This window comes from Bradyrhizobium sp. B025, from assembly GCF_042257955.1.
GTDB lineage: Bacteria > Pseudomonadota > Alphaproteobacteria > Rhizobiales > Xanthobacteraceae > Bradyrhizobium > Bradyrhizobium diazoefficiens.
Map to the genome: position 1 here is coordinate 7843739 of NZ_CP170150.1, position 22060 is coordinate 7865798.

Genomic DNA, 22060 nt, shown 5'->3' on the forward strand with positions numbered 1-22060 from the left:
CGCGCCGTTGGCAAATTTCGACGATCTCAACCCATGCGGCCAAGACGACTGCTGCACGGCCGATTGACCCCGGAGCAAAGAGCTTAGTAACCCCAAGCTTTCTCCAATTATCTCTTGCTTTCTCTTATTTTCGCTCATTTCTCTAGGAATCGCCCGGACCGACCCATATAGTCCCCCGAATGGCCGACGAAATCCTGACAATCCGTGAGATGGCCGAGCTTCTCAAGATCAATGAGAAGACTGCCTACAAGCTTGCCTCGGCAGGCAAGATTCCCGGTTTCAAGGTCGGCGGATCGTGGCGTTTTGAGCGGCAGGAAATTGCAAGATGGATTAAACGGAAGGTTGAGGAGCAGCAAGGGGGCAACGGGGAGTGATAACCGAGTACCACGCCAAGTTATTTGCTCATGAGCTGGGCAGGCGGCATTCCGTTGCCGATGCCGAGAAACTCGCTGGCGCTCTCATGGATGCGCAGGTTGATCTTAATCCCCATCAGGTTGAGGCGGCGCTGTTCGCTTTCAAGTCTCCACTGTCCAAGGGCGCGATCCTCGCCGACGAGGTTGGCCTCGGAAAGACCATTGAGGCCGGGCTCGTCCTTGCACAGAAATGGACCGAAGGCCGCCGCCGGATCCTTGTCATCACGCCTGCAAATCTTCGCAAGCAATGGGCGCAGGAGATCGCAGAGAAGTTCTTTCTCCCCACGGTCATCCTTGAGGCGCGCAATTACAACAAGATGGCCAAAGACGGCGTTCGCCGTCCCTTCGAGCAGAAGACCCTTGTCATCTGTTCGTTTCAGTTTGCCGCGCGCCATGCCGAAGAGCTTATGGTCGTCCCGTGGGATTTGGTGGTCATCGACGAAGCGCATCGGTTGCGCAACGTCTATCGTCCCGACAATCGCATTGGCAAGGCGTTGAAGGGCGCACTCGCCAATGCCCCCAAGGTGTTGCTCACGGCAACCCCGCTGCAAAATTCGCTGATGGAGCTCTACGGGCTTGTCAGCCTGATCGACGATTACACCTTCGGCGATGCCAAGAGCTTTCGCGCGCAATACGCACGCATAGCGAGCGACAACCTCTTTGATGAACTCAAAGGCCGCCTCAAGCCCGTGTGCCACCGCACACTGCGACGGCAAGTCCTGGAATATATTCGCTACACCAACCGCATCCCGATCACGCAGGAATTTGTGCCCACGGAGGCAGAGCAAAAGCTCTACGACATGGTGTCGAACTATCTCCGTCGGCCCTCGTTGCAAGCCCTGCCGTCAAGCCAGCGCTCGCTGATGACCCTCATTATGCGGAAGCTTCTGGCCTCTTCGACCTTCGCTATTGCCGGGGCGCTAGATTCTCTGGCGCGCAAGCTGGAACGTCAGATTCGGAACGACAAGAATCTTCGCCAGAAGCTCGAAGAAGAAATCGCCGAGGATTATGAGGAATACGAGGACGTTGCCGACGAGTGGGGAGAAGAAGGCGAAGAGCCGGAGCTTCTGACCGCGGACGACATCGCCAATATCGAAAACGAGATCGCCGACCTCCACGCGTTCCGTGACCTTGCGGTCTCAATTTCGGAGAACGCGAAGGGGCAAGCCCTTCTAAGCGCCCTTCGCGCAGGGTTTGCCAAGGCGCTTGAGCTGGGCGCGGCCGAGAAAACCATCATCTTCACCGAGTCTCGGCGCACCCAGGAATATCTTGTCCGGCTGCTTTGTGCGAACGGCTACGACGGCAAGCTTGTCCTCTTCAACGGCTCAAACTCCGATGCGCAGTCCAAGGCGATCTATCACGCATGGGTGGAGCGCCATAAGGGAACCGACCGCGTCACCGGCTCGCGCACCGCCGACATGCGGGCGGCGCTGGTCGATTACTTCCGCGAAAACGCCTCGATCATGATCGCGACCGAGGCCGCCGCCGAGGGCATCAACCTTCAATTCTGTTCTATGGTTGTCAATTACGACTTGCCATGGAATCCCCAGCGCATCGAACAGCGCATCGGGCGCTGCCATCGCTACGGCCAACGCTACGACGTAGTGGTGGTCAACTTTCTCAATAAGAACAACGCGGCCGACCAGCGCGTGTATGAATTGCTTGCCGAGAAGTTCAAGCTTTTCTCCGGCGTGTTCGGCGCAAGCGACGAAGTGCTTGGCGCTATCGAATCCGGCGTCGAGTTCGAAAAGCGCATTGTCTCGATTTACCAGAATTGCCGCTCGACCGAAGACATCGAAAGCGAATTTGAGCGCTTGCGCACGGAAATGGAATCGAACATCAGCATCACGATGGAGGACACGCGCCGCAAGTTGCTTGAAAACTTCGACGCCGAGGTGCATGACCGTCTCAAGATCAACATGAGCCAGAGCAAAGACTATCTCGACCGCTATGCGCGGATGCTTTGGGCCGTGACGAAGCATGAGCTTGGCGAGCAGGCGAAGTTCGACGATGACTATTTCACCTTTACTCTCAAAGGCGCGCCCGCCGGGATCAATGTCGCGCCGGGCAGCTACTTCATGTCCCGTCACGGCATCGACGGGCACCGCTACCGGCTCGGGCATCCGCTGGCGCAGCATCTTCTGTCCGTAGCTGCATCGCGCAAGCTCAATGGCGCATCCCTCGTGTTCGACTACACGGCCTGGCCGCAGACCGCCGTCGCTATCGAGCGCTTTGTCGGTAAGTCCGGCACGCTGGTCGCACACAAGCTTTCTGTGCGCGGGGCCGACGACCAGGATCATATCATCCTGGCGGCCATGACGGACGACGGCGGACGGCTCGACCCGAAGGCAGCCATGCGTCTGTTCGAGCTTCCCGCCCGCACTAACGGCGCGTCAGTATTGAGCTTGCCCGATCCGGTCAAGCACACCGTCGAGGAGGAGCGCAAGACCATCCTGGACGGGCTAGCCGCGCGGCAGTCCGCCTGGTTCGACGAGGAAATGGAAAAGCTCGACAACTGGGCGGAGGACAAGCGCGCCGGACTTAAGGCGGATTTGAAAGAGCTGGACGAGCAAATCAAGGCGCTCAAGAAGGAAATCCGCCAGATTGGCAATTTGCCCGACAAGCTCACGTTACAGAAGCAGGCCCGCGCGCTGGAAACCAAGCGTGACGAAGCATGGCGCGCCTACGATGCTGCAGCGAAGGAGATCGAAGTCCAGAAGGATGGTTTTCTGGATCAGGTGGAAGAGCGCCTCGGGCAGAACGAGTCCGATGAAGAGCTTTTCGCCATCAGGTTTGAGATTGTCTGAGGGGGCGCGGAAAGGAAATGTCTAGTTCTATCGTTACAACAGGCATAACTGGCAACACCTACAAAGCTCTGTTCAGAAAGCAGATGCTAAAAGCGAAGCCATCTGTCGTCGGTATGGCGGTCGCGTATGTATCCGCATCTGGGTTCAATCTCGTAAAGGACATCCTTGATGAGAGCGGCGTCGGTGAAGTTCGCCTTGTTGCAGATACAAAAGACGGTGTAACGCATCCAAAAGCATTGGAGGGAGCGACGGAGAGCGGTTGGAAAGTTAGGGTAGTTGATACGCTCGCTGGCACCTTCCATCCCAAATTGTACGTTGGCGCTGATAGCTTCCACGATACGAAGGGCGTGTCCGGACTTTCGCTTGCCATTGCGGGTTCGCCCAACCTCAGCCACGGAGCATTCTTGAAAAACGGAGAGTGCGCTTTTTGGAGCATAGCGCCTCATACGCGCGATTCTGCGGCTCAAGCTTGGCTCGATTGCTGGAATGTTGGAGCCCCACTCACAAACAGCAAGTTGAAGGATTACGAAAAGTACTTCGCGCTCCGCAATCGCTACCGCAAACCGGAAGACCTTGTGCTTCTGGGCGTCGCTGACACTGTTGCAAAGTCAACCGCGGCAGGCTCTCCTCCGAAAGGAGCGGCACCTCCTAAGGCGGCGCAAAAAGCGATCTCCGAAACGGCGGCATCTGTTGCGTGGGCCGGATTACAGTCATTCACTGGCGAGTATAATTTGCAGGTCGAATTCCCAAAGGAAGCAGGGCTCGTGCTTCGGAGAGTGTTTGGTACGCCGTCCAAAGATGGCTCCATTGATATTCGATGCGCGGATGGTGCCGTTCGCACCTTCAAATACAAGTTCTACGACCACAATGGGATGTTCCGGCTGAATGTTCCGAATTCGGTGCCATTGGTCGAGTGGGCGCGGGAAAACAAGGCAGGCATCGCTTGCGTCGAGCACAATGAGAGCCTTGGGGTTCTCACGTTCGAGATTTTGCCACCCGGACAATCACTCATGGACGTTGTGGATCGCTCCCTGGCTCTTGAAACGTGGGGACGCACACCCACAAGATTGTATGGCTGGTACTGATGACTACTGACAACAAGAACAAAGCGCCCGAAGGCGAATCTACAAGTTCAAGCGCCGTATTGTCGGTTCCTCGTAAGTTTGATTTGACTTCAGCCGATGTGGCCGATGCCAAGCGAGCCGTCTTGCGGAATTTTATTGCGCAAACAATCCCGGAATGTCTGGCCGACGGGAAGATCGATTTTGAGCAGCTAAAGCGCGTGCTCGGCGAATCGGTGGAAGCAGGACAAGAACGCTTCGGTTTGGTGTGGCCGGGAAAAGCTGGCTGCATGAAAATCATACAGCAGCCGAGCATTGCGACTCTCAAGCCAAAACGCGTTGAGTCGATTGATTTCGACACTACGGGAAATGTTTTTATCGAAGGGGATAACCTGGAAGTTTTGAAGCTCTTGCAGAAGGCGTATTTTGGTAAGGTCAAGATGATCTATATCGATCCGCCGTATAACACGGGGCAGGAATTCATCTACCCAGACAAATACGCCGAAACGTTGGAAACCTATCTGGCCTATACGGGTCAAGCCAATGCGGAGGGGCGGCGGTTTTCGACAAACACGGATACTGTCGGACGTTACCATTCCAACTGGCTGAACATGATGTTCCCCCGGCTCTACTTGGCGCGCAATCTTCTGCGCGACGACGGCACTATATTTATTTCGATAGACGATCATGAGCTGAGCCGTCTTCGGGAGTTGTGCGATCAGATTTTTGGAGAGGAAAATTTCAAAGCCGATATTGCGTGGCAGAAGCGCTATACGCGCAGCAACAACACTGTCGATTTTACTACCGTCGTAGAGCACATCCTTGTCTATGCGAAGTCGGAAGCGTTTGCAGTCAATCTTCTGCCACGCACCGAAGAAGCGGATGCGCGATACTCGAACCCCGACAACGATCCACGTGGCGTTTGGAAGGGGGCGTCATTCCTCAATCCAGCTTCGCCTCAAGATCGGCCCAACCTATGTTACCCGCTTCGGAACCCGAACACAGGCAACGTCGCCTATCCAACGACGAATGCGTGGAGACGCTCCAAAGAAGCGTTTGAGGAGCTTGATGCCGATAAGCGGCTCTACTGGGGTCCAGAAGGCAAACTGCCTGTGCCATCAATCAAGATGTTCCTGTCCGAAGCACGCGGACTCACTCCCATAAATTTTTGGGCCCATGACTACGCTGGGCATACGGACGAGGGCACAAGGGATTTGGAGTCTTTAATTCCCGGCAAGGTGTTCAACAACCCGAAGCCTGTCCAGCTAATTCGCAGAGCCATCGACCATGCCTGCAATGGCCCCGGCGACATCGTTCTGGATTTCTTTGCAGGATCTTGTGCTGCCGCGCAGGCGGTAATCGAGGCTAATGCAGAAGATGGCGGCAGCCGCAAATTCATCATGGTACAGTTGCCGGAGCATGTTGATGACTCTTCCAATGCCGCCAAGGCGGGATTCAAGACGATTGCAGAGATCGGCAAGGAGCGAACCCGTCGCGTCATAAAAAAAGTACGAGCGGCATCCGAGGGAAAGCTCGATTTGGAGAAAAAAGCTGGCATCGACTTGGGATTCAAGGTGCTGAGTCTCGACCGCTCGAACTTCAAAACGTGGGACGCAAGTGCCGACGATTTTAGTGAAGATGGAACCCAACTGGAGATGCACGTTGACCATCTTTCACAGGCGAGCACCGCCGAGGATATTCTGTACGAGCTACTTCTCAAAGCGGGTTTCCCGCTGACCACCAAGGTGAAGGCGATCAAACTTGCGGGCAAGGAAGTGTTCTCCATTGAGGATGGCGCGATGCTCATTTGCCTTGAGAAGGAGATCACGCCGGAGCTGATTGACATGCTGGCCGAGGCTAATCCGTTGCAGGTCATTTGTCTGGACGAGGGATTCAAGGGCAATGACCAACTCAAGGCGAACGCGGTTCAGACCTTCCGGGCGCGCGCCGAGGCCGAGGAATCTGAAATCGTCTTCAAGACGGTTTGAGGAGGCGCGACGTGAAGCTCAAATTCGATCCTTCCCTTCAATACCAGCAGGATGCGATCAACGCCGTCGTCGGCGTGTTCGACGGCCAGCCCTTCGTGCAGACAGAGGCGATGGCGTTTCAGTCTATCCAGATAGGCGGGCTGTTCCAGACCGAGCTTGGCATGGGTAACCGGCTCACTCTTCCGGACGATGAAATCCTGGAGAATATCCACCGGATTCAGGAAGCGAACGGCATCGAGAAAGTCGCTGCGCTGGCGGGACGCGAGTTCTCCGTCGAAATGGAAACGGGCACCGGCAAGACGTATGTGTACCTGCGCAGTATTTTCGAGCTGAACAAGACCTACGGCTTCAAGAAATTCATCATCGTCGTGCCAAGCGTCGCCATCCGCGAGGGCGTGCTCAAGAGCGTAGACATGATGAAGGAGCATTTCCAGACGCTCTACGACAAAGCGCCGTTCGATCACTTCGTTTACGATAGCAAACGCCTTGGCAAGGTGCGGCAGTTCGCCTCTAGCAACCAAATCCAGATCATGGTCATCAACATCCAGTCTTTCCAGAAGGATGTTGCCGACAAGGACTTATCGGAAATGACCGAGGACGAGCTGAAGAAGCTCAACGTCATCAACCGAGAGAACGACCGCATGTCCGGGCGGCGGCCTATCGAGTTCATTCAGGCTGCCAACCCCATCGTCATCATCGACGAGCCGCAAAGTGTCGATACGACCGAAAAATCCCGAAAGGCCATCGGCAATCTCAATCCGATGGTGACGCTGCGCTACAGCGCAACGCACAAGAACCCGTACAACCTCGTTTACAAGCTCGATCCCATCAGGGCTTACGACTTGCGCCTTGTGAAGCGGATCGAAGTCGCATCCGTGCGCTCGGATGAGAACTTCAACGACGCCTATGTGAAGCTGATCGCCACGGACAACACCAACGGCATCCGCGCCCGCGTCGAGATTCACAAGGATGGCAGGTCAGGGCCGAAGGCGACAAAGATATGGGTCAAGCAGGGCGACGATCTCTTCGTGAAGTCCGACGAGCGTGAGGCTTACCGCAATGGCTACATGGTGCAGAACATCGACTCCACGCCCGGGTCGGAATATGTCGAGTTCAATCAGGGCCGGTTTCTTGAACTGGGCCAGGAAACCGGGGGCCTGGCCTCCGACATCATGAAGGCGCAGGTCTATGAAACCGTCGAGCAGCACCTCAAGAAAGAGAAGGCGCTCAAGGGCAAGGGCATCAAGGTGCTCTCGCTCTTCTTCATCGACCGCGTTGCCAATTACCGCGTCTATAATGAGGACGGCACCACAAGCCTTGGCAAGATCGGACAGTGGTTAGAGGAGGCTTATAAGGAGCTGACCGCCAAGCCGGTCTATAAGGGTTTGATCCCGTTCGATGTTGCTGAGGTTCACAACGGCTATTTCTCGCAGGACAAGCAGGGACACGCGAAGGACACGCGCGGCAACACCGCCGACGATGAGGACACCTACAACCTTATTATGCGGGACAAGGAGCGGCTGCTCGATCCCAATGTCGCGCTGCGCTTCATTTTCTCGCACTCTGCGTTGCGGGAAGGATGGGACAACCCGAACGTTTTCCAGATTTGCACGCTCAATGAAACCCAATCCGCCGACAAGAAGCGGCAGGAAATAGGGCGCGGGCTACGCCTGCCCGTCAACGAAACGGGAGAGCGGGTGCACGATGAAACCGTCAACCGCCTGACCGTTATCGCGAACGAATCCTATGAGGAATTCGCTCGCACGCTTCAGACCGAGTTCGAGGAGGATTTCGGCATCCGCTTCGGCAAGGTCGAGAAGATCGCGTTTGCCAAGCTCGTGCGCCGAGCGGAAGACGGGACCGAAACCGAGATCGGGCAGGATGAATCGGCGAAGATATGGTCCGCGCTTGTTTCCGGTGGCTATCTCAACCCCGCTGGTGACATTCTCGACAAGTTCGATCCCAAGAACCCGCATTTCGAGTTGAAGGTGCCGGAAGGCTACGAGGACCTCCGAGCCGCTATCACGGACGAGGTCAACCGGAAGGTCTTCAAGAATCGAATCGTCGATGCTCGCGACCGGCGCGAGCTGAAATTCCGCAAGGAAGTCCAACTGAGCGAGGACTTCCAAAGGCTTTGGGAGAAGATCAAGCCCCGCACGCGCTATCGCGTGACCTTTGCGACCGAGGACCTGATCGGCCGCGCCCTTGCCCGCATCAAGCAGATCGCGCCGATCAAGGCCCCGCGCGTCTCAACGACCGTGGTCGAAGTCGATATCACCGACGCAGGCGTCTCGGCCGACAAGCAGATCGCAACGCGCGTTCGGGACGCCGAGCCAGTCAAGGTACTGCCCGACATTCTCGCCTTCCTGCAAAAGGAGACGGAGCTAACTCGGCACACTCTCGCCGAGATATTGAAGCGTTCGGGACGCCTCGCCGAGTTCAAGGTCAATCCCCAGGCGTTCATGGCGGCGGTCGCCAAGGAAATCTCCCGCGCACTGCATGATCTGATGCTGGAGGGCATCAAGTACGAGAAGGTTGCGGGGGCTTATTGGGAGCAGAGCCGCATCGAACAGGACGCCGAGGAAGGGATCATCCGATATCTCAGCAACCTCTATGAGGTGCAGAACCGCGAAAAATCCCTGTTCGACGCCATCGAATATGAATCCGAGGTCGAGAAGGAGTTTGCCCGCGACCTCGACCACAACGAAGCGGTGAAGCTTTTCGTCAAGCTCCCCTCATGGTTCAAGATAGACACGCCAATCGGCTCGTACAACCCCGATTGGGCCTTCGTCACCGAGCGCGAGGAAAAGCTCTATTTCGTGCGGGAAACCAAGAGCACGCTGGATTCGGAAGAGCGCCGCACGAAAGAGAACCAGAAAATCGCCTGCGGTCGCAGGCACTTCGAAACCATCGGGGTTGACTTCGATGTTGTGACATCGCTGAGGGAGGTGTCGATATGACGGCAGGGGGCTTTGCGTTCGACGCGTCGAAATCGTTTGACGGCAACTTTGATGTATTTCTAGCGGAACTGGAGTCCATCGATAAGGGCCTGGCCACCATTCTTCGCGCCAATGCCGACCTTCTGGCGGAAGTCGTCCATAACGGAGAACGTGATTCCAATGCCCGTGTCACGTTCAACGCCGAGATAGCAAAGGCGCTTGATGGCCTTGTCGCGCCCGCCACCAGCGACGCGTGAGGCATCCATGGCGCGCTATTTTCTGACGAGGCTCAAGATTGAGGGCTTTCGCGGCGTCAACAACGAATCCGACCCTCTCGACCTGCGTTTCCAGCCCGGATGCGTCAATTCGGTATTCGCCGTCAACGGCATCGGGAAAAGCTCGATCTTCGATGCATTATCTTACGCCATCTTCGGAACGATCCCGAAGCTGGACACGCTGCAGGCGCAGGAGCGACCGGAAGACTATTACACCAATCGGTTCCACTCCCAGCAGGCCGCCATTCTGGACCTGGAGTTTTTGCCCGATGACGGCGGCGCTGTCGTCACCGTCTGCGTAAAACGCGATGCCGCCGGAAGGCGCGCTCTTACCAGCTCCAGCGGTCACGCCGACCCCGAAGGTTTTTTGCGAACGCTGCGGGAAGCGTTTGCACTTCTGGACTATCGTAACTTCGCGCGGTTCATTGAGGATTCGCCTCTGGAGCGGGGCCGCACCTTCTCCGCGCTTCTCGGACTGTCCGAATATTCCGACCGGCGGCAGGCATTTCAGGCGGTATCCGACTCTCGGGCACTGAATACCGATCTTGAGGTCAAGGTCCTCACCACGAGCAAAATCGCCGCGCAGCAAGAAGCGCAACGCGCCCTCGCCACCGCGCGCACCAGCTATGAGAAAGTCACGGGCGCGACCTTGCAGGACATTGCCAAGCTTGATGACTATGCCGACCATGTCGTCCGCGCGCTTGGCGATGTTGAACTTCTCAAGTCACATTTTTCGGGCAAGACGCTTGCCGACATCGACTTCGAGGCGATCAAGGAAGTCATCAAGAGCACCGAGGGCGGCGAGAAGCGCCGGGAGCTTGAACAGGCTGTACAGGCCATCGCTTCGCTGGAATCTCTGACAACTCACGACCTAGCTAAAGCGCAGGGCGACAAGGCACAGATAGAGTCGCTTGTCGATGCCCGCGACACCTTGCTTGCCAAGACGCGTGGCGACCTTTTCAAGCGCCTGTACGACTCTGCTCACGCTGTCATAGACAAGGGCGCATGGTCACACGATGACAAATGCCCCCTTTGCGAACAGGGCTTTGGCGGGTCGATCAGCGCGCATATTGGTACTCAACTTACCCAATATGCAGAAGCCGCATCCAAGTCCGCCGAGATCAAGGAAGCCTGGCAGGCATCGACATGGAAGGGATTGCTCGCCGCCTATGAATCCGCTGCCGCGTTGAAGGTGGATCAAGCCGCGCGGCGACTTGCCATCTTCGAGGGCAAGTTCTCCTCCGGTGAAATTGCTAAGGACGATCTCGCCGCCGCCATCACATGGACGGAGAAGCTTGTTGCCGATTGTGGAACGGCACTCCAAACGCTTAGGGACAAGAAGGCCGGACTTGAAAAGGAATTGCCCGCGTCGCTTGTCCAGCTAACCGAACAAGTCGAGTACGGGCGGCAATTCAAGGAAGCGTTGGAACGTTACCGCGAGAAGCAAAAGGAAGAAGCGGCGATACAGACGCGCCTTGATGTCCGGGAGCGGTGGCGAAAGTTTATCACGACGGCAACAGCGCGATTCTCAGACGCCGAAGCCGCGCTATCCAAAGCGAAAATTGCCGACATCGACACCGAGTATAAGGAGATGTTCCGCGGCATCATGAACGTTGCAGACGTTGTTCCGCAGTTGCAGCGCGCCGATGGCCGCGAGGACCTTCACGTTCAGCTTAGTGATTTTCACGGCCAGCACAGGCTTTCAGCCAGAGCGTTGTTATCGGAGAGCTATCGCAATGCGCTGGCAATCTCCGTTTTCCTTGCCGCAGCCGCCAAGCATTCTGGTGTGCCGCGTTTCGTTGTCCTGGACGATGTAACGTCCAGCTTCGATGCGGGACACCAATATTTTCTGATGGAGTTGATACGGACTAAACTTCAGCAGCCTAACAATCCCAATGGGCTACAGTTTATCATCCTTAGCCATGACGGCCTGCTAGAGAAATATTTCGACAGACTCGGCGGAACCGCCGACTGGCACCACAACAAGCTTCAGGGATCGCCGCCCATGGGGGCTATCCTCAGCCAAACCCAGGGGGCCGACCGGCTAAGGAACACGATCAGCACGTTGCTTTCCGCCGGGCAAATATCCCAGGCGGAACCCCTTATCCGTCAGTACCTCGAATTCAAGCTGCAACAAATCATCAGGAGGGTGGACATCCCAGTCCCTATCGATTTTGCGATCAAGGACACCAACCGGATGGTGAGCAACTGCCTCGATGCGATCACTTCGGCGGTCGAGCTGCATAAGAAGGCCAGATCCCTCGTTCTTGACGAAAAGCAGGTCAGCGACCTCGGCACCGCGCATGTCCCGGCCATCGTCGGGAATTGGGTAAGCCACTACGAAACCGGGAGCGGCAGCAGCTTATCGGCCCCTGTGCTTTCAGGAGTTATCTCGTCGATTGACGCACTTGCGGAATGCTTCCGGTATGACGACTCATCCGGCGGCACGGCTGTACGCAAGTGGTATAGATCCCTTGCCAATCGATAACGTGCCATAGGCCAACTCGCAGACACAATGTTTGACCACTGGCGATTTTGCCTGCCGACGCTCGCGCCCGCCCGTCACCCCGTTGCCCTGGATGCAGCGTTCCGGCAGATGCTCAGGGGATCGATCTGATTCGCGACTTTGGTTCTCTAGGCTAACTTAAATCTTGCTCGCCCATCAGAATCGAAGACAAATTCACATTTAGAAAGACTCGATTTTTCAATAAGATGTGCCCCGTTTTGCTTAGCACCCTACATTATTCGAAGCGGAATGACGCCGGTGCTTGCGCTCGCGCTATAATTGTATCGGTTTCGACAATGTTGGGGGGTGGCGAGTGCAGCCCACATACTTTGCGTCATTTTTGCTCGGCAGTAGTGCCGCCGCAGAGCGACTGATTATTGGTGATGCGCTTGAGGAAGTTTCCCAGTGGATTTTCTCGAATCCTTATCGGCAACTAGCCCGACCAGCAGGTTGGCCTAACAATGTTTCGGAGCCGATAAAATATCCAAACGGTGAGCGGGTGCAACTCCTTACATTGCAGGATGAGGCAACGCTCCAAACGGCCGCCGTTAGGTTTGAGCACCCGGACCAACAGGGACGCTTTTGGCGGACCGACTGCATACTCACGAATGTCAACGTGCCCGAGCCTGGCGTTAGGTTTGCAGTCACTGTTGCTGCCGGTAGTCTTGGAGATGGCCTTTTTCCGGTCAGCCCACCAAGCAGCCGACCACGCATCGTTAGAGCTTTGATCGATAAATTTGGAGGTCGCGAGCACTATCCACTTCAGACAACATTCGTCCAAATCGGATCTGAAGAAGCGGAGCGCTTCGCGAGCTTCTTATTGGATCCCGAACGGACGCTTCCGCTTGTTTTCATCAGCCGCCGAAATAGAGACGAGGCAATGCTCTGCGATCCTTCTGAACTCGCGGACAAACTTGTTGGCATTGCATATGTTGGCGCGGCCAACAGCGCTCAACTGAGCTGGAAGTTGGCGGATCACATCGACAATCGACTCAATGCCTATGATGCTACGGTCCGCGTATACTGGCCGAGAATGACCCAGGCCGATCCGCCGTATCGCCATCGATGGTGGACGCAGCAACAATTGTTCGCGATGCAGGCAACCGGTCGCTCGTTCGCGAACGAACTGCTTCGGTTGATCGCGACAGCCTCAGTAACGCGACGCATCTCTGGATTGGTCAGGTGGGAGGACATCGAGCGCGAATTGACCAAAAGAACGATTCAGCAACTCCAACATGCTGGTACACTTTCCTCTACCGTGTCGGAGGAATGGCTGCGTCAATACGAACTCGATCTTTCCGCTCTAGGCGCAGCGCGCCAGGAGCTCGCTGAAGCAACTGATCGTCTTCTCGAAAGGGAAGAGGAAGTTCGGCAATGGAAGCAAATGTATTTGCAACTGTTGCGCACCGCTCCTGCAGAATCGGGAGAGCCTCTTTCTGATAGCGAGGCTCTCATAGAAGATGCCGACAGTGCTATCGAGACGGCGAGCAGAGACTTCAAGGAGCAACTTGTCATCTTGAATGGCCGAGTCGAAAAGGACGCGTCGCAGTTCGAAGAGCCGGAACTACTATATGCAGCGTTAAAATGGTTGGCCACCACTTATCGGAAGGCAAAAATTGGAGCCACACGTTGCGCCGACCTCGACAAATCGTGTCGTGAGACCTGCCAGTTTCGGTACAACGCTCATCAGTCCGAGATCACTATGGGAATGTTCGCCTCAGACTATGAAGTCAGATATGGAAATTCAAAGACACCCATAAAGCTCAAAGAACATATTGGGTTTGGAACAAGCACTGAACCGCGCCACACCATTCGCATCGCATTCTTCTTTGACGAAGACAAGAAGAAGGTGATTGTTGGATACATCGGACAACACCAAGCAACCCGCAAGTCCAACTAGCCAAAAACAATTGTCGCCGGAGCGCCCTCCGACTCGACTTCCTACCTCATCGCCCGGGCGAAAATTTGACCTGGTCAGAGGTCTCAATGCCGCGGACCGCCGATTCCGGCTTTGTCCGCACTCGACACCTTTTCACCAACAATGAGCGACTGGGTATTATGACTTCATTCAGAATGCAGGAAAGAGACCTCGACCTCTTCATCCTCGAAGAGCTTCATAGCGATAACGGATTCGATGGCTGGTTTGGGGAAAGAATCGGGCTCAAGGGTTTCCGGTGCCGAGGAGCCGAACATTCGGTTTCTGCAAAATCCAACGCGAAGTGGGGCGAAACCGACGTGCTCGCGTTATACTCGGATAATGTCGATACCGTTGCTGTCCTTATTGAAGATAAGATTGCCGCCGATTTTACAGAACGCCAGGCAAAGCGTTATCACGAACGGGGCGCTGACATTGTCCGTAGCGGCATGGCGCAACGCTACTTGACCGTTCTTGTCGCTCCATCAGTCTACACAACGGGGGTGCCCAAAGACGACCCTTGGGATAAAACGCTTATTATGGAGGAACTACGCGATTGGTTCGCGAAAGATAGCACGGCACACGCAGGTTGGCGTACTTCTGCACTTTCTGAGTGTCTTGTACGTGTCGCGAAGAGCAAAAGCGTGGGGAATGCGGAAGTGCGCCGCTTCTCAGAAGCTTTCGCATCCTTTCTACAACAGCAAACCAACTTGCCGTTCAGCCACAAGATCACTGGAGATAAATGGGGATTCATCATCAACGCTCCAGACATCCCGCAAAATGTCCAGTTGGCATGGAAAAATGGTAAGTCTCGTGTTGATTTGACCTTTTCCGGACCTCATGTTGGCAAGGCGCACCATGTCCCGGCTCTGCCCGGTATCAGCCGACGCCTTGCTGACGGCGTGTCTCTCAAGAGCGACATATTTGGCGTCGAAGTACCAATGGTGGACATGTCCGCAGATTTCGAAGGTCAGATGGAAGTGATTGCCGAAGTGATGGCGGCTGTGCGTCTACTTTTGCCACTCGTGCCGCAAGTGTTGGCAGCACCTCATGATCTACGAAACGCTGTAGATTTATATTAGGTTGGGACGCTTTATCCCCAGTCGGGAGTGAGCGGCACTCAAATGCCGGTCAAAGGGCTGTGCAGCAAGGTTTTTGCGCCGAGACCATCATTCCGTCGATCATGTACTTGCCGCTACCATTTATCGTGGTAACAACCGGCTTCATGATCAACAGGAGCGATTGACTTGAAGAAAGCTAGAGCCGCAAGGAAGACCGTCAAGCGTCGCGAATGGACAAAAGCCGATCTAAGAGAACTCAAGGACCATTCAAAGGCGCGAACGCCCGTCGTCAAAATATCAAAGCTCACTAAGCGCTCGGTCGGAGCCCTCCGCCAGAAAGCGTTGCACCTGGGCATAGGACTGGGCCACCGGCGATAGCTCCTGACCCACCGCGCAGCATGATGCATCGCCCCCGGGCGGACATCAGGATGATATATGCCCTAAAAGTCCAATAGTCTCGGTCTTGGGCAAGTTCGCCCTGTGGCTGGAGGAGTCGGTCTCTCGCGGGATCCCGGATCATTTTGTCAACCCTTCGACTCCGTGACCGATCCTCTGACAGCATTGCGCACGCGGAAAATGGGAGTTTCGGTCACTTGCACAACCCATAACCCCTGTTAGGCTAGTAACCTCAACCTGGGGGCGCAAAGTGCCATATTCAGCCGAGATAAGCCGAGATAATCCTACTTGCATCTTGTTCGTGATCGATCAGTCAGGATCGATGGACGAAAAAATGGCGACTGGCAGGTCAAAAGCCGAATTTGTCGCCGACGTACTCAACAAGACAATCTACACGCTCATCACGAACTGCACAAAGGCTGATGGCGTTCGCAACTATTTCGATGTCGGTGTGATCGGCTATGGGGGCAACGGTGTCGGCCAAGGATTGGGCGGAGCGTTGTCGGGCAACATCATTCACCCCATTACCGATCTTGAAAAGTCCCCGTTACGCATCGAGGACCGCACGCGGTTAGACGACGACGGGGCCGGTGGAATTCTAGAACGCAGGATAAAGTTTCCGGTATGGTTCGACCCGACAAGCTCGGGTGGAACGCCGATGGTGGCGGGGTTAACAAAAGCCGCAGAGGCGCTTGTCGCGTGGTGTGACTCTCACCCCCACAACTATCCACCAACGGTCCTGCACGTCACGGATGGCGCGTCCACCGACGGTGACCCCGAGCATGTGGCCAGCGCAATCCGTCAGCTTTCGACTGGTGACGGTGAATGCCTGTTGTTCAATATCCACGTCTCAACACTCGTCGGCGAAGCAACTCAATTTCCCAGTTCAGATGTAACACTAGCCGATAACTACGCCAAATTACTTTTCCGAATGTCGAGTGTGCTTCCCTCCCACGTCGCAAAGATCGCCGCCGATAAGGGATACCGCATGGGTGAAAGCGCCCGAGGTTTCATGTTCAATGCCGATCCGAAGGATATTGCCAATTTCTTCGATATCGGTACTCGCCCAAGACTTACCGCCGACAGGTAGTTCAGGTGCCTGACGAACCTCAGACGTTCCGCGTATTGCGGGCGTTCACAGTATCCAAGCGAGAGGATACTGCGAATGAGGATCGCTTTTTCCATTCAGATGACAAGCGGATTTGCGCTGTTAGCGACGGCGCCTCTGTCTCATTCGACTCAGGACCTTGGGCACAAATTCTTTGTCGTCGTTTTGTTGAGAGTTTAACCCTGGATAGGGAATGGCTGGAGGCGGCCACATACGAGTACCAAGCAAGGTATGATCGCGATTCAATGTCGTGGTCTCATCAAGCGGCATTTGATCAAGGAAGCTTTGCAACGCTGTTGGGCGTTGCTTGTTCGTCGGACGGGAAAGGCGCGCGCGTCTTTTCCGTCGGCGATAGCTTGTTAGCTTTCATTGATAATGGCGAACTGCTTCGCACCATACCCTATGTATCCCCGGCAGAGTTCGAGAAATCACCGATATTGATTTCAAGTAATCGGGCAGAGAATCGTCTGCTAGATCAGGAAGCATTATCGGCGGCCTGGGTGGATCTAACCATCGCGTCGCACAATGTACCGTTTTTGATGTTGATGACAGATGCGCTTGGGCTGTGGCTGCTAGAGCAACCCGACCGGCTGCGTGTCTCGACGCTGCTTGAACTCACCGACAATGATTCATTTTGCCAGTTAGTTGAGGTCGAGCGCGCTGCAGGGCGACTTAAACGGGATGATACGACGCTTATAGTGATTGGGTATGGCCGTGAGTTACCCGCAGATAGTTGATTATAACGACGCGGTTCAAGACCCGCGGACATTTAGTGACCCGGAGCTTAAAGCAGGCCAGGTCGCTACAACCCCTTTAGGCTTGCCGCTTGCTCTCTCGGGTGGCTTCGCTCTCACCTACACCGTTCAATCCGGTCAAAAGAAATTGGCCGTTCGATGCTTCCACAGAGAGGTTCCAGATGCGCAAAATCGATACGCACGGGTATCCAGCAAGCTTCGATCTCTCGGCAGCAACTATTTTGTTAACTTTGATTTTCAGCCGCAGGGTATTCGTATTCGAGGGCGCAGCTACCCAATCGTAAAAATGGATTGGGCCGAAGGAAAGACTCTCAGTGCGTACCTGGATCAAACCGTATCAAACGGCACGGCGGTAGCGAACCTTCGCAGTCGCTTTGCGTCGCTGGCTGAGTATCTTGAACTTAGTCAGATCGCGCACGGTGATATTCAGAATGAAAATGTCATTGTCCACAACGGTGCTCTTCGGCTGATTGACTATGACGGCATGTATGTCGCAGGACTCCCGGAGGGGCGCGGGACCGAAGTTGGACATAAGCATTTTCAACATCCAGGCCGTACAATTAGACTGTTCGGTCCAAAGATGGACCGCTTCTCTTTTATCGTCGTCGATTTGAGTCTTGAGGCATTGCAGGCCGACCCCGCGCTGCACAAGCGGTTCCGAGAGGGTGGGAACGCGATCATTTTCAACGCCAATGACTTTGCCGATCCGTCCTCATCTGAGATTTTCAGAATTCTGAACGGCATGCCTGCTGTCAGAGAGAGCGCGATGAGGCTGGCGGCCATTTGCATATCGCCTATTTCAGACGTTCCCATGTTATCTGATTTCAGGGCGGGCCGAAATGTGCCCACGCCCACTGTGCGACCAGTGGCTGTATCGACAAAACCGACCCAGCCCAAAGCCTATATAGGGGCATTTCCCGTTTTGGACGGCAGGGATTTTCAGGCGGTCATGAGACGCGTCGGCGACAAGGTTGAACTGATCGGCCAAATTGTCTCCGTTAAAGAGGGCCTCGGCAGGCGCGGTAGAGGTCGAGGACTACCGTATGTTTTCATCAATTTTGGGCCCTGGAATCAGGAGAGCGTCAAGATAACGATTTGGTCTGAAGGGCTGGGCAATATCAGCACACGCCCATCAGCATCGTGGGCGGGCAAGTGGATCAGCGTAACAGGTCTGATTGATCCGCCCTACGAGGGGAAGCACTACGGCAGGCCCTATAAGAACGTTGGCATTGCTGTCGTCGCAGACAACCAAATCGTTTCGATAACCGAGCAGGAAGCTAAATTTCGTCTGGGACGGGGCGCCCCAGCGCGCAGCCCCTCCGAACCGCGTAGTTACCAAGGATCGAATGCGGACATTCTCAGGGGAATTCGATCCGGTTCGACAGACGTTCCAAAAGAAGTTCCAAGGCCGCCCCGGTCGCCCCCGACCTCGCCCTCGCAGCCGATTGTCCGAACCCGCAACGAGCAGATTCTCCGCGATTTGCAGCCCGCGTCTGCGACGCCCTCACCGCGAACGCCGCCCGCCTATCAGGCCCCCCCTCCCGCTCCATCAGAAAATGGATGGCTCTCTAAGATAGGGATCGGGATATTGATATTTCTTGTTATTGGGCTGCTCAAAGCGCTCGCGACACACCACTGAAAACTGATTGCTTCGCACGGCCGGAGGCATAGGGAGCGAATCGACGTGGGTGAGCTTGCAGGTTCTCGATCAAGGAAAAAACGGGGGCACCTTTTCATTCGCAGTACCGGAGTGCGCTCTAGCTCGATAAATTTTCATCATTATGTTCGCAGTCGAAGATGAGCCACCCGAGACGGCGATGGCGAGCGACCTCTAAGTCAGCTTTTCTTAGAGGTTCGCCGACGAGTTGGCATGCGACCCAGCAGAGGACTGCCTAACAGGTTGCAATAGTCGTCTACATATCCAGTCGCCCGCAACAGGGCTTCTATGTGTGGCGCCGCCATGTTCTTGGTGTAGCGATCTCTGCCGTGGACAAGCCGATTCCTTGCGTTGAACGCCTCGCGTACAGATGACCAATTGCGGACGACGACGGCCAAAGGATTGAAATTGCTTCCAGCAACAATCTCCGATCTCCAAAGCTCCTTGTAGGCGTCCAATGAGTACTAGCTCGCCATCAAAAGACGAAGTTCTGAATTGGGCCTCTTTGATAGAAATAAAACGGCTCGGCAAACGGTCCACTCGAAATTCACCGCTGCGAGCAACAAGGAGATACCAGGGTCCGTCATTAAGAATCGCCGGACCTTAGATTCGCGGTGTTCCTCTGAATCGTTGGCCAAGAACATCGGCTACCCTCCGCCTGTCGCATTCTGCATAGATATCAAAATATCGGCCAGTCTTAACCAGCTACTCATTTCAGGACGGCGCTTCCGAAAAATACAGACTCTTGAGCTTGCCAGAACCATAGCGAGGTTTATCAAACCAGACCTCTACGTTCTTTAAGCGGCCACTCTTCAGATCAGTCTGGAGGGCCCAAAACACATCTGATGGGAGATATGCGGAGAAAAGTCGTGTGTCTCGGCTGAGCCTCACGTAGAGCAGCAATGGCCGCCCCAGAGTGCAGCTATTGTCGCTGGCTCGATAGGTGCGCGAGCACATCAAGGAGCAAGTTATTCCCTGTCCGACATGAAGGGGCATTTCGGGTGTGGTGGTGACGATATCAGCTTGGAAATCAATTATAGCTTCATCGCCGCTCGCCTCGTTATCCCGTGTCGAAATGTAGTAGCTCGACGAGACGCATGGCTTTATCTGAGCGCATAAGTGATATTCTTCGTCGCGTGACCTTTTCTTTCCCATTTTTGCCTCTCACGTACAGCGTGCAGCGGGGATGGGTTAGCCGCCTCCTGGCGGGCTCTTGGCGGCTGGTGAAGAAGTCCTTCATGATAATTAGCTCGCTACTTGTAGCAGTCGTTAGGTTGTTTACAGTCTGTTCCATTCCTCGAATCGTGATGGGCAGCAATGGCACGAAAACCAAGGAACTTTCAGCCAGCCACGACGCCACACCTAACCTATATGTCGGCCCTTCAAGTCATCGCTGACCAATCGCAACTCGCCATGGCGCGGTTGATGCCGCACCTCGGCGAACGCGGGCGCATCGCCGAGGAAATCATCAAGAACGTCCTCGGACGGACTCTTCCCAAAAGGTTCTCCATAGGCACGGGTGTCGTTATTTCCGCACATGGTGAAGTGAGTCGGCAAACTGACATTGTTATCTACGACAATTTCTACAACTCCCCGTTGCTATCCGAGTTCGGTTCCGGACTATTTCCAGCAGAGATTGTTTTCGCCACCATCGAAGTGAAGTCAGTGCTGACGAAGGATGAGCTGCAAAGTTCGATGGACGCCATTATGCAAATGCGTAAGGTTGGCTCTCAGAAGAAATACATTGTGCCTGCAACCGTTTTTGAGCCCGGTAAGCCTGCGCGAACCGTGATGACGAAACAGACAGAGACGACGCCGCCACGTAATTACATCGTCGCGTTCTCGCAAAAGGGCCTTGGCCCGACCTATCAGAACTTCTGTGACAAGCTGCGGAAATGTTTGGACGATGGTAACTCCCATGTGCACGGTGTCTGCATTCTGAAGGAGAACTGGTTTGCAGGGCGGCGCGCCTTCAAGGTGCCCGCCGAACTCTTCGGGCGAGAGGGGGACGGGTTGCTGAACCTATACAGCCACATACTCAAAGCCCAACAGAACTTCGCGGTGCATGCGATGGACTTGGATGCGTACATGCCGAAGGAATGGAGCTCAGACTAATATTGGGCGTAACCGGTATGAGCCCCCGCGGCCACCGACCCGGGGCGGGAAGACTTCAACTGTAACCTGCGGTCGGGTATCTCGATTTCGAATTCAGTAAGCGAAGTCGCCAGATATAACACGTCATCGATAATGTGCTGACGAAGGCTACAACACATCGGGTCTAGGCGAGTGAATTGCAGTGCCTGGGCCTGCGTTGCCAGACTGATGGGTCCATTCATGGCCTCAAGGTGCGGCACGCTTTGTCCGCGCGCCTCCGGGGAGGGGAAGGTCAAACGCGGATATCGCTAAGGCGCTTTTCGCTTGCGGTATTCTTCGATTTGGTGAGGCAGATTGTACATCACCGTCATCAAGAAGCTCAAGAATTCTACTACGTCCGTTGCGTCCTTTTCAGTCGTCCCCTTAGTACCAGGCTGCGGGTGGGTGCCCTCGTTCGCCAGAACCCTCACTTCATGCGCCCACTCTTTCATGATCGGCGAAATCAGCCCTTGGGCTGCAAGATCGTCAATCTCTTCCTTCAGGTTCTTGCCTTTCGCATTGTGTGAGCGGGCGACAAGCTGGATAGCAGAGCGAGCCATAAGTGCAGCGGCTGTCCAGTTCTTCCCCTCAATGCTCCTTCGTGTTTCCACCCAATAGTTGCCCACGTCCTCAGGCCAATGGTCCGGATGGCTTGTCGTGTTCCGATGCCACGGCAGAACGTGGTATTGGTGAATACCCCTCCCACCCATGCTCATCGCGGCGGCTGACCAGAACGCAAACATCAGGTTGCCACAGTGGCCACATTTGAGGGTGTCATAGTTGAGCACCTTGCGGCCGGTGCCCGGCTTCTGTCGTTCCAGATGGGCTACCGTCTCGAAGCTCCCTCGCTCGCCGCAGAATGCGCATGTGATTTGATATGTCGCGAGTCTGTCTCCCGCCGTCCCTGCCCACTCACCAAGGTCCCACCAACTCAATCTGGCCTCCGATTTTTTCGCAACGACTCTGGCTCACGCATACCCTAAGCCTTTCCAAATTGATCCGTAGCTGTGAAAGGCCCGCGGCTCCGTTCTGCCCGCATTGCGCAA

General features: G+C 55.2%; 14 protein-coding genes. 13 read left to right on the forward strand and 1 reads right to left on the reverse strand.

Going from position 1 to position 22060, the window contains the following annotated elements; translation table 11 throughout:
* The first annotated feature begins 179 nt into the window (after nucleotides 1–179).
* From ACE10W_RS37145 to ACE10W_RS37205, 13 genes are all read left to right on the forward strand, one after another.
* Complete coding sequence (locus ACE10W_RS37145) at nucleotides 180–374, forward strand: helix-turn-helix domain-containing protein (RefSeq protein ID WP_375762456.1); 195 nt, start codon at nucleotides 180–182, stop codon at nucleotides 372–374.
* Nucleotides 371–3220 carry an SNF2-related protein gene (locus tag ACE10W_RS37150; protein WP_375762457.1) on the forward strand — a complete coding sequence of 950 codons (2850 nt, stop codon included), beginning with the start codon at nucleotides 371–373 and terminating at the stop codon, nucleotides 3218–3220. The genes ACE10W_RS37145 and ACE10W_RS37150 overlap by 4 nt, the downstream gene beginning before the upstream one ends.
* Before the next feature lie 17 nt (nucleotides 3221–3237).
* Complete coding sequence (locus ACE10W_RS37155) at nucleotides 3238–4305, forward strand: hypothetical protein (protein WP_375762458.1); 1068 nt, start codon at nucleotides 3238–3240, stop codon at nucleotides 4303–4305.
* Complete coding sequence (locus ACE10W_RS37160) at nucleotides 4305–6269, forward strand: site-specific DNA-methyltransferase (protein ID WP_375762459.1); 1965 nt, start codon at nucleotides 4305–4307, stop codon at nucleotides 6267–6269. The genes ACE10W_RS37155 and ACE10W_RS37160 overlap by 1 nt, the downstream gene beginning before the upstream one ends.
* An 11-nt stretch (nucleotides 6270–6280) precedes the next feature.
* The gene (locus ACE10W_RS37165) at nucleotides 6281–9229 is read left to right on the forward strand and encodes a type III restriction-modification system endonuclease (protein ID WP_375762460.1); all 2949 of its coding nucleotides are present in this window, start codon (nucleotides 6281–6283) and stop codon (nucleotides 9227–9229) included.
* Nucleotides 9226–9465, forward strand: a complete 240-nt coding sequence (locus ACE10W_RS37170) for a hypothetical protein (RefSeq protein WP_375762461.1) — start codon at nucleotides 9226–9228, stop codon at nucleotides 9463–9465. The genes ACE10W_RS37165 and ACE10W_RS37170 overlap by 4 nt, the downstream gene beginning before the upstream one ends.
* Before the next feature lie 7 nt (nucleotides 9466–9472).
* Nucleotides 9473–11971 carry an AAA family ATPase gene (locus ACE10W_RS37175; RefSeq protein WP_375762462.1) on the forward strand — a complete coding sequence of 833 codons (2499 nt, stop codon included), beginning with the start codon at nucleotides 9473–9475 and terminating at the stop codon, nucleotides 11969–11971.
* Between the two features lie 331 nt (nucleotides 11972–12302).
* Nucleotides 12303–13889 carry a hypothetical protein gene (locus ACE10W_RS37180; protein ID WP_375762463.1) on the forward strand — a complete coding sequence of 529 codons (1587 nt, stop codon included), beginning with the start codon at nucleotides 12303–12305 and terminating at the stop codon, nucleotides 13887–13889.
* 86 nt (nucleotides 13890–13975) lie between these two features.
* Nucleotides 13976–14986 (forward strand): hypothetical protein, encoded by a 1011-nt coding sequence (locus ACE10W_RS37185; protein WP_375762464.1) that lies wholly within the window; start codon nucleotides 13976–13978, stop codon nucleotides 14984–14986.
* A 676-nt stretch (nucleotides 14987–15662) separates the two neighbouring features.
* Nucleotides 15663–16451 carry a VWA domain-containing protein gene (locus ACE10W_RS37190; RefSeq protein WP_375762787.1) on the forward strand — a complete coding sequence of 263 codons (789 nt, stop codon included), beginning with the start codon at nucleotides 15663–15665 and terminating at the stop codon, nucleotides 16449–16451.
* Nucleotides 16452–16456: 5 nt separating this feature from the next.
* Nucleotides 16457–17206, forward strand: a complete 750-nt coding sequence (locus ACE10W_RS37195) for a protein phosphatase 2C domain-containing protein (RefSeq protein WP_375762465.1) — start codon at nucleotides 16457–16459, stop codon at nucleotides 17204–17206.
* Nucleotides 17184–18863, forward strand: a complete 1680-nt coding sequence (locus ACE10W_RS37200; RefSeq protein ID WP_375762466.1) for a serine/threonine protein kinase — start codon at nucleotides 17184–17186, stop codon at nucleotides 18861–18863. Before ACE10W_RS37195 ends, ACE10W_RS37200 begins: the two co-directional genes overlap by 23 nt.
* Nucleotides 18864–20294: 1431 nt before the next feature.
* On the forward strand, nucleotides 20295–20996 hold the full coding sequence (locus ACE10W_RS37205; RefSeq protein WP_375762467.1) for a DUF6602 domain-containing protein: 702 nt from the start codon (nucleotides 20295–20297) through the stop codon (nucleotides 20994–20996).
* A gap of 287 nt (nucleotides 20997–21283) precedes the next feature.
* Here the strand turns inward: ACE10W_RS37205 and ACE10W_RS37210 are convergent, their stop codons facing one another.
* Complete coding sequence (locus ACE10W_RS37210) at nucleotides 21284–21949, reverse strand: DUF4145 domain-containing protein (RefSeq protein WP_375762468.1); 666 nt, start codon at nucleotides 21947–21949, stop codon at nucleotides 21284–21286.
* Between the last annotated feature and the right edge of the window lie 111 nt (nucleotides 21950–22060).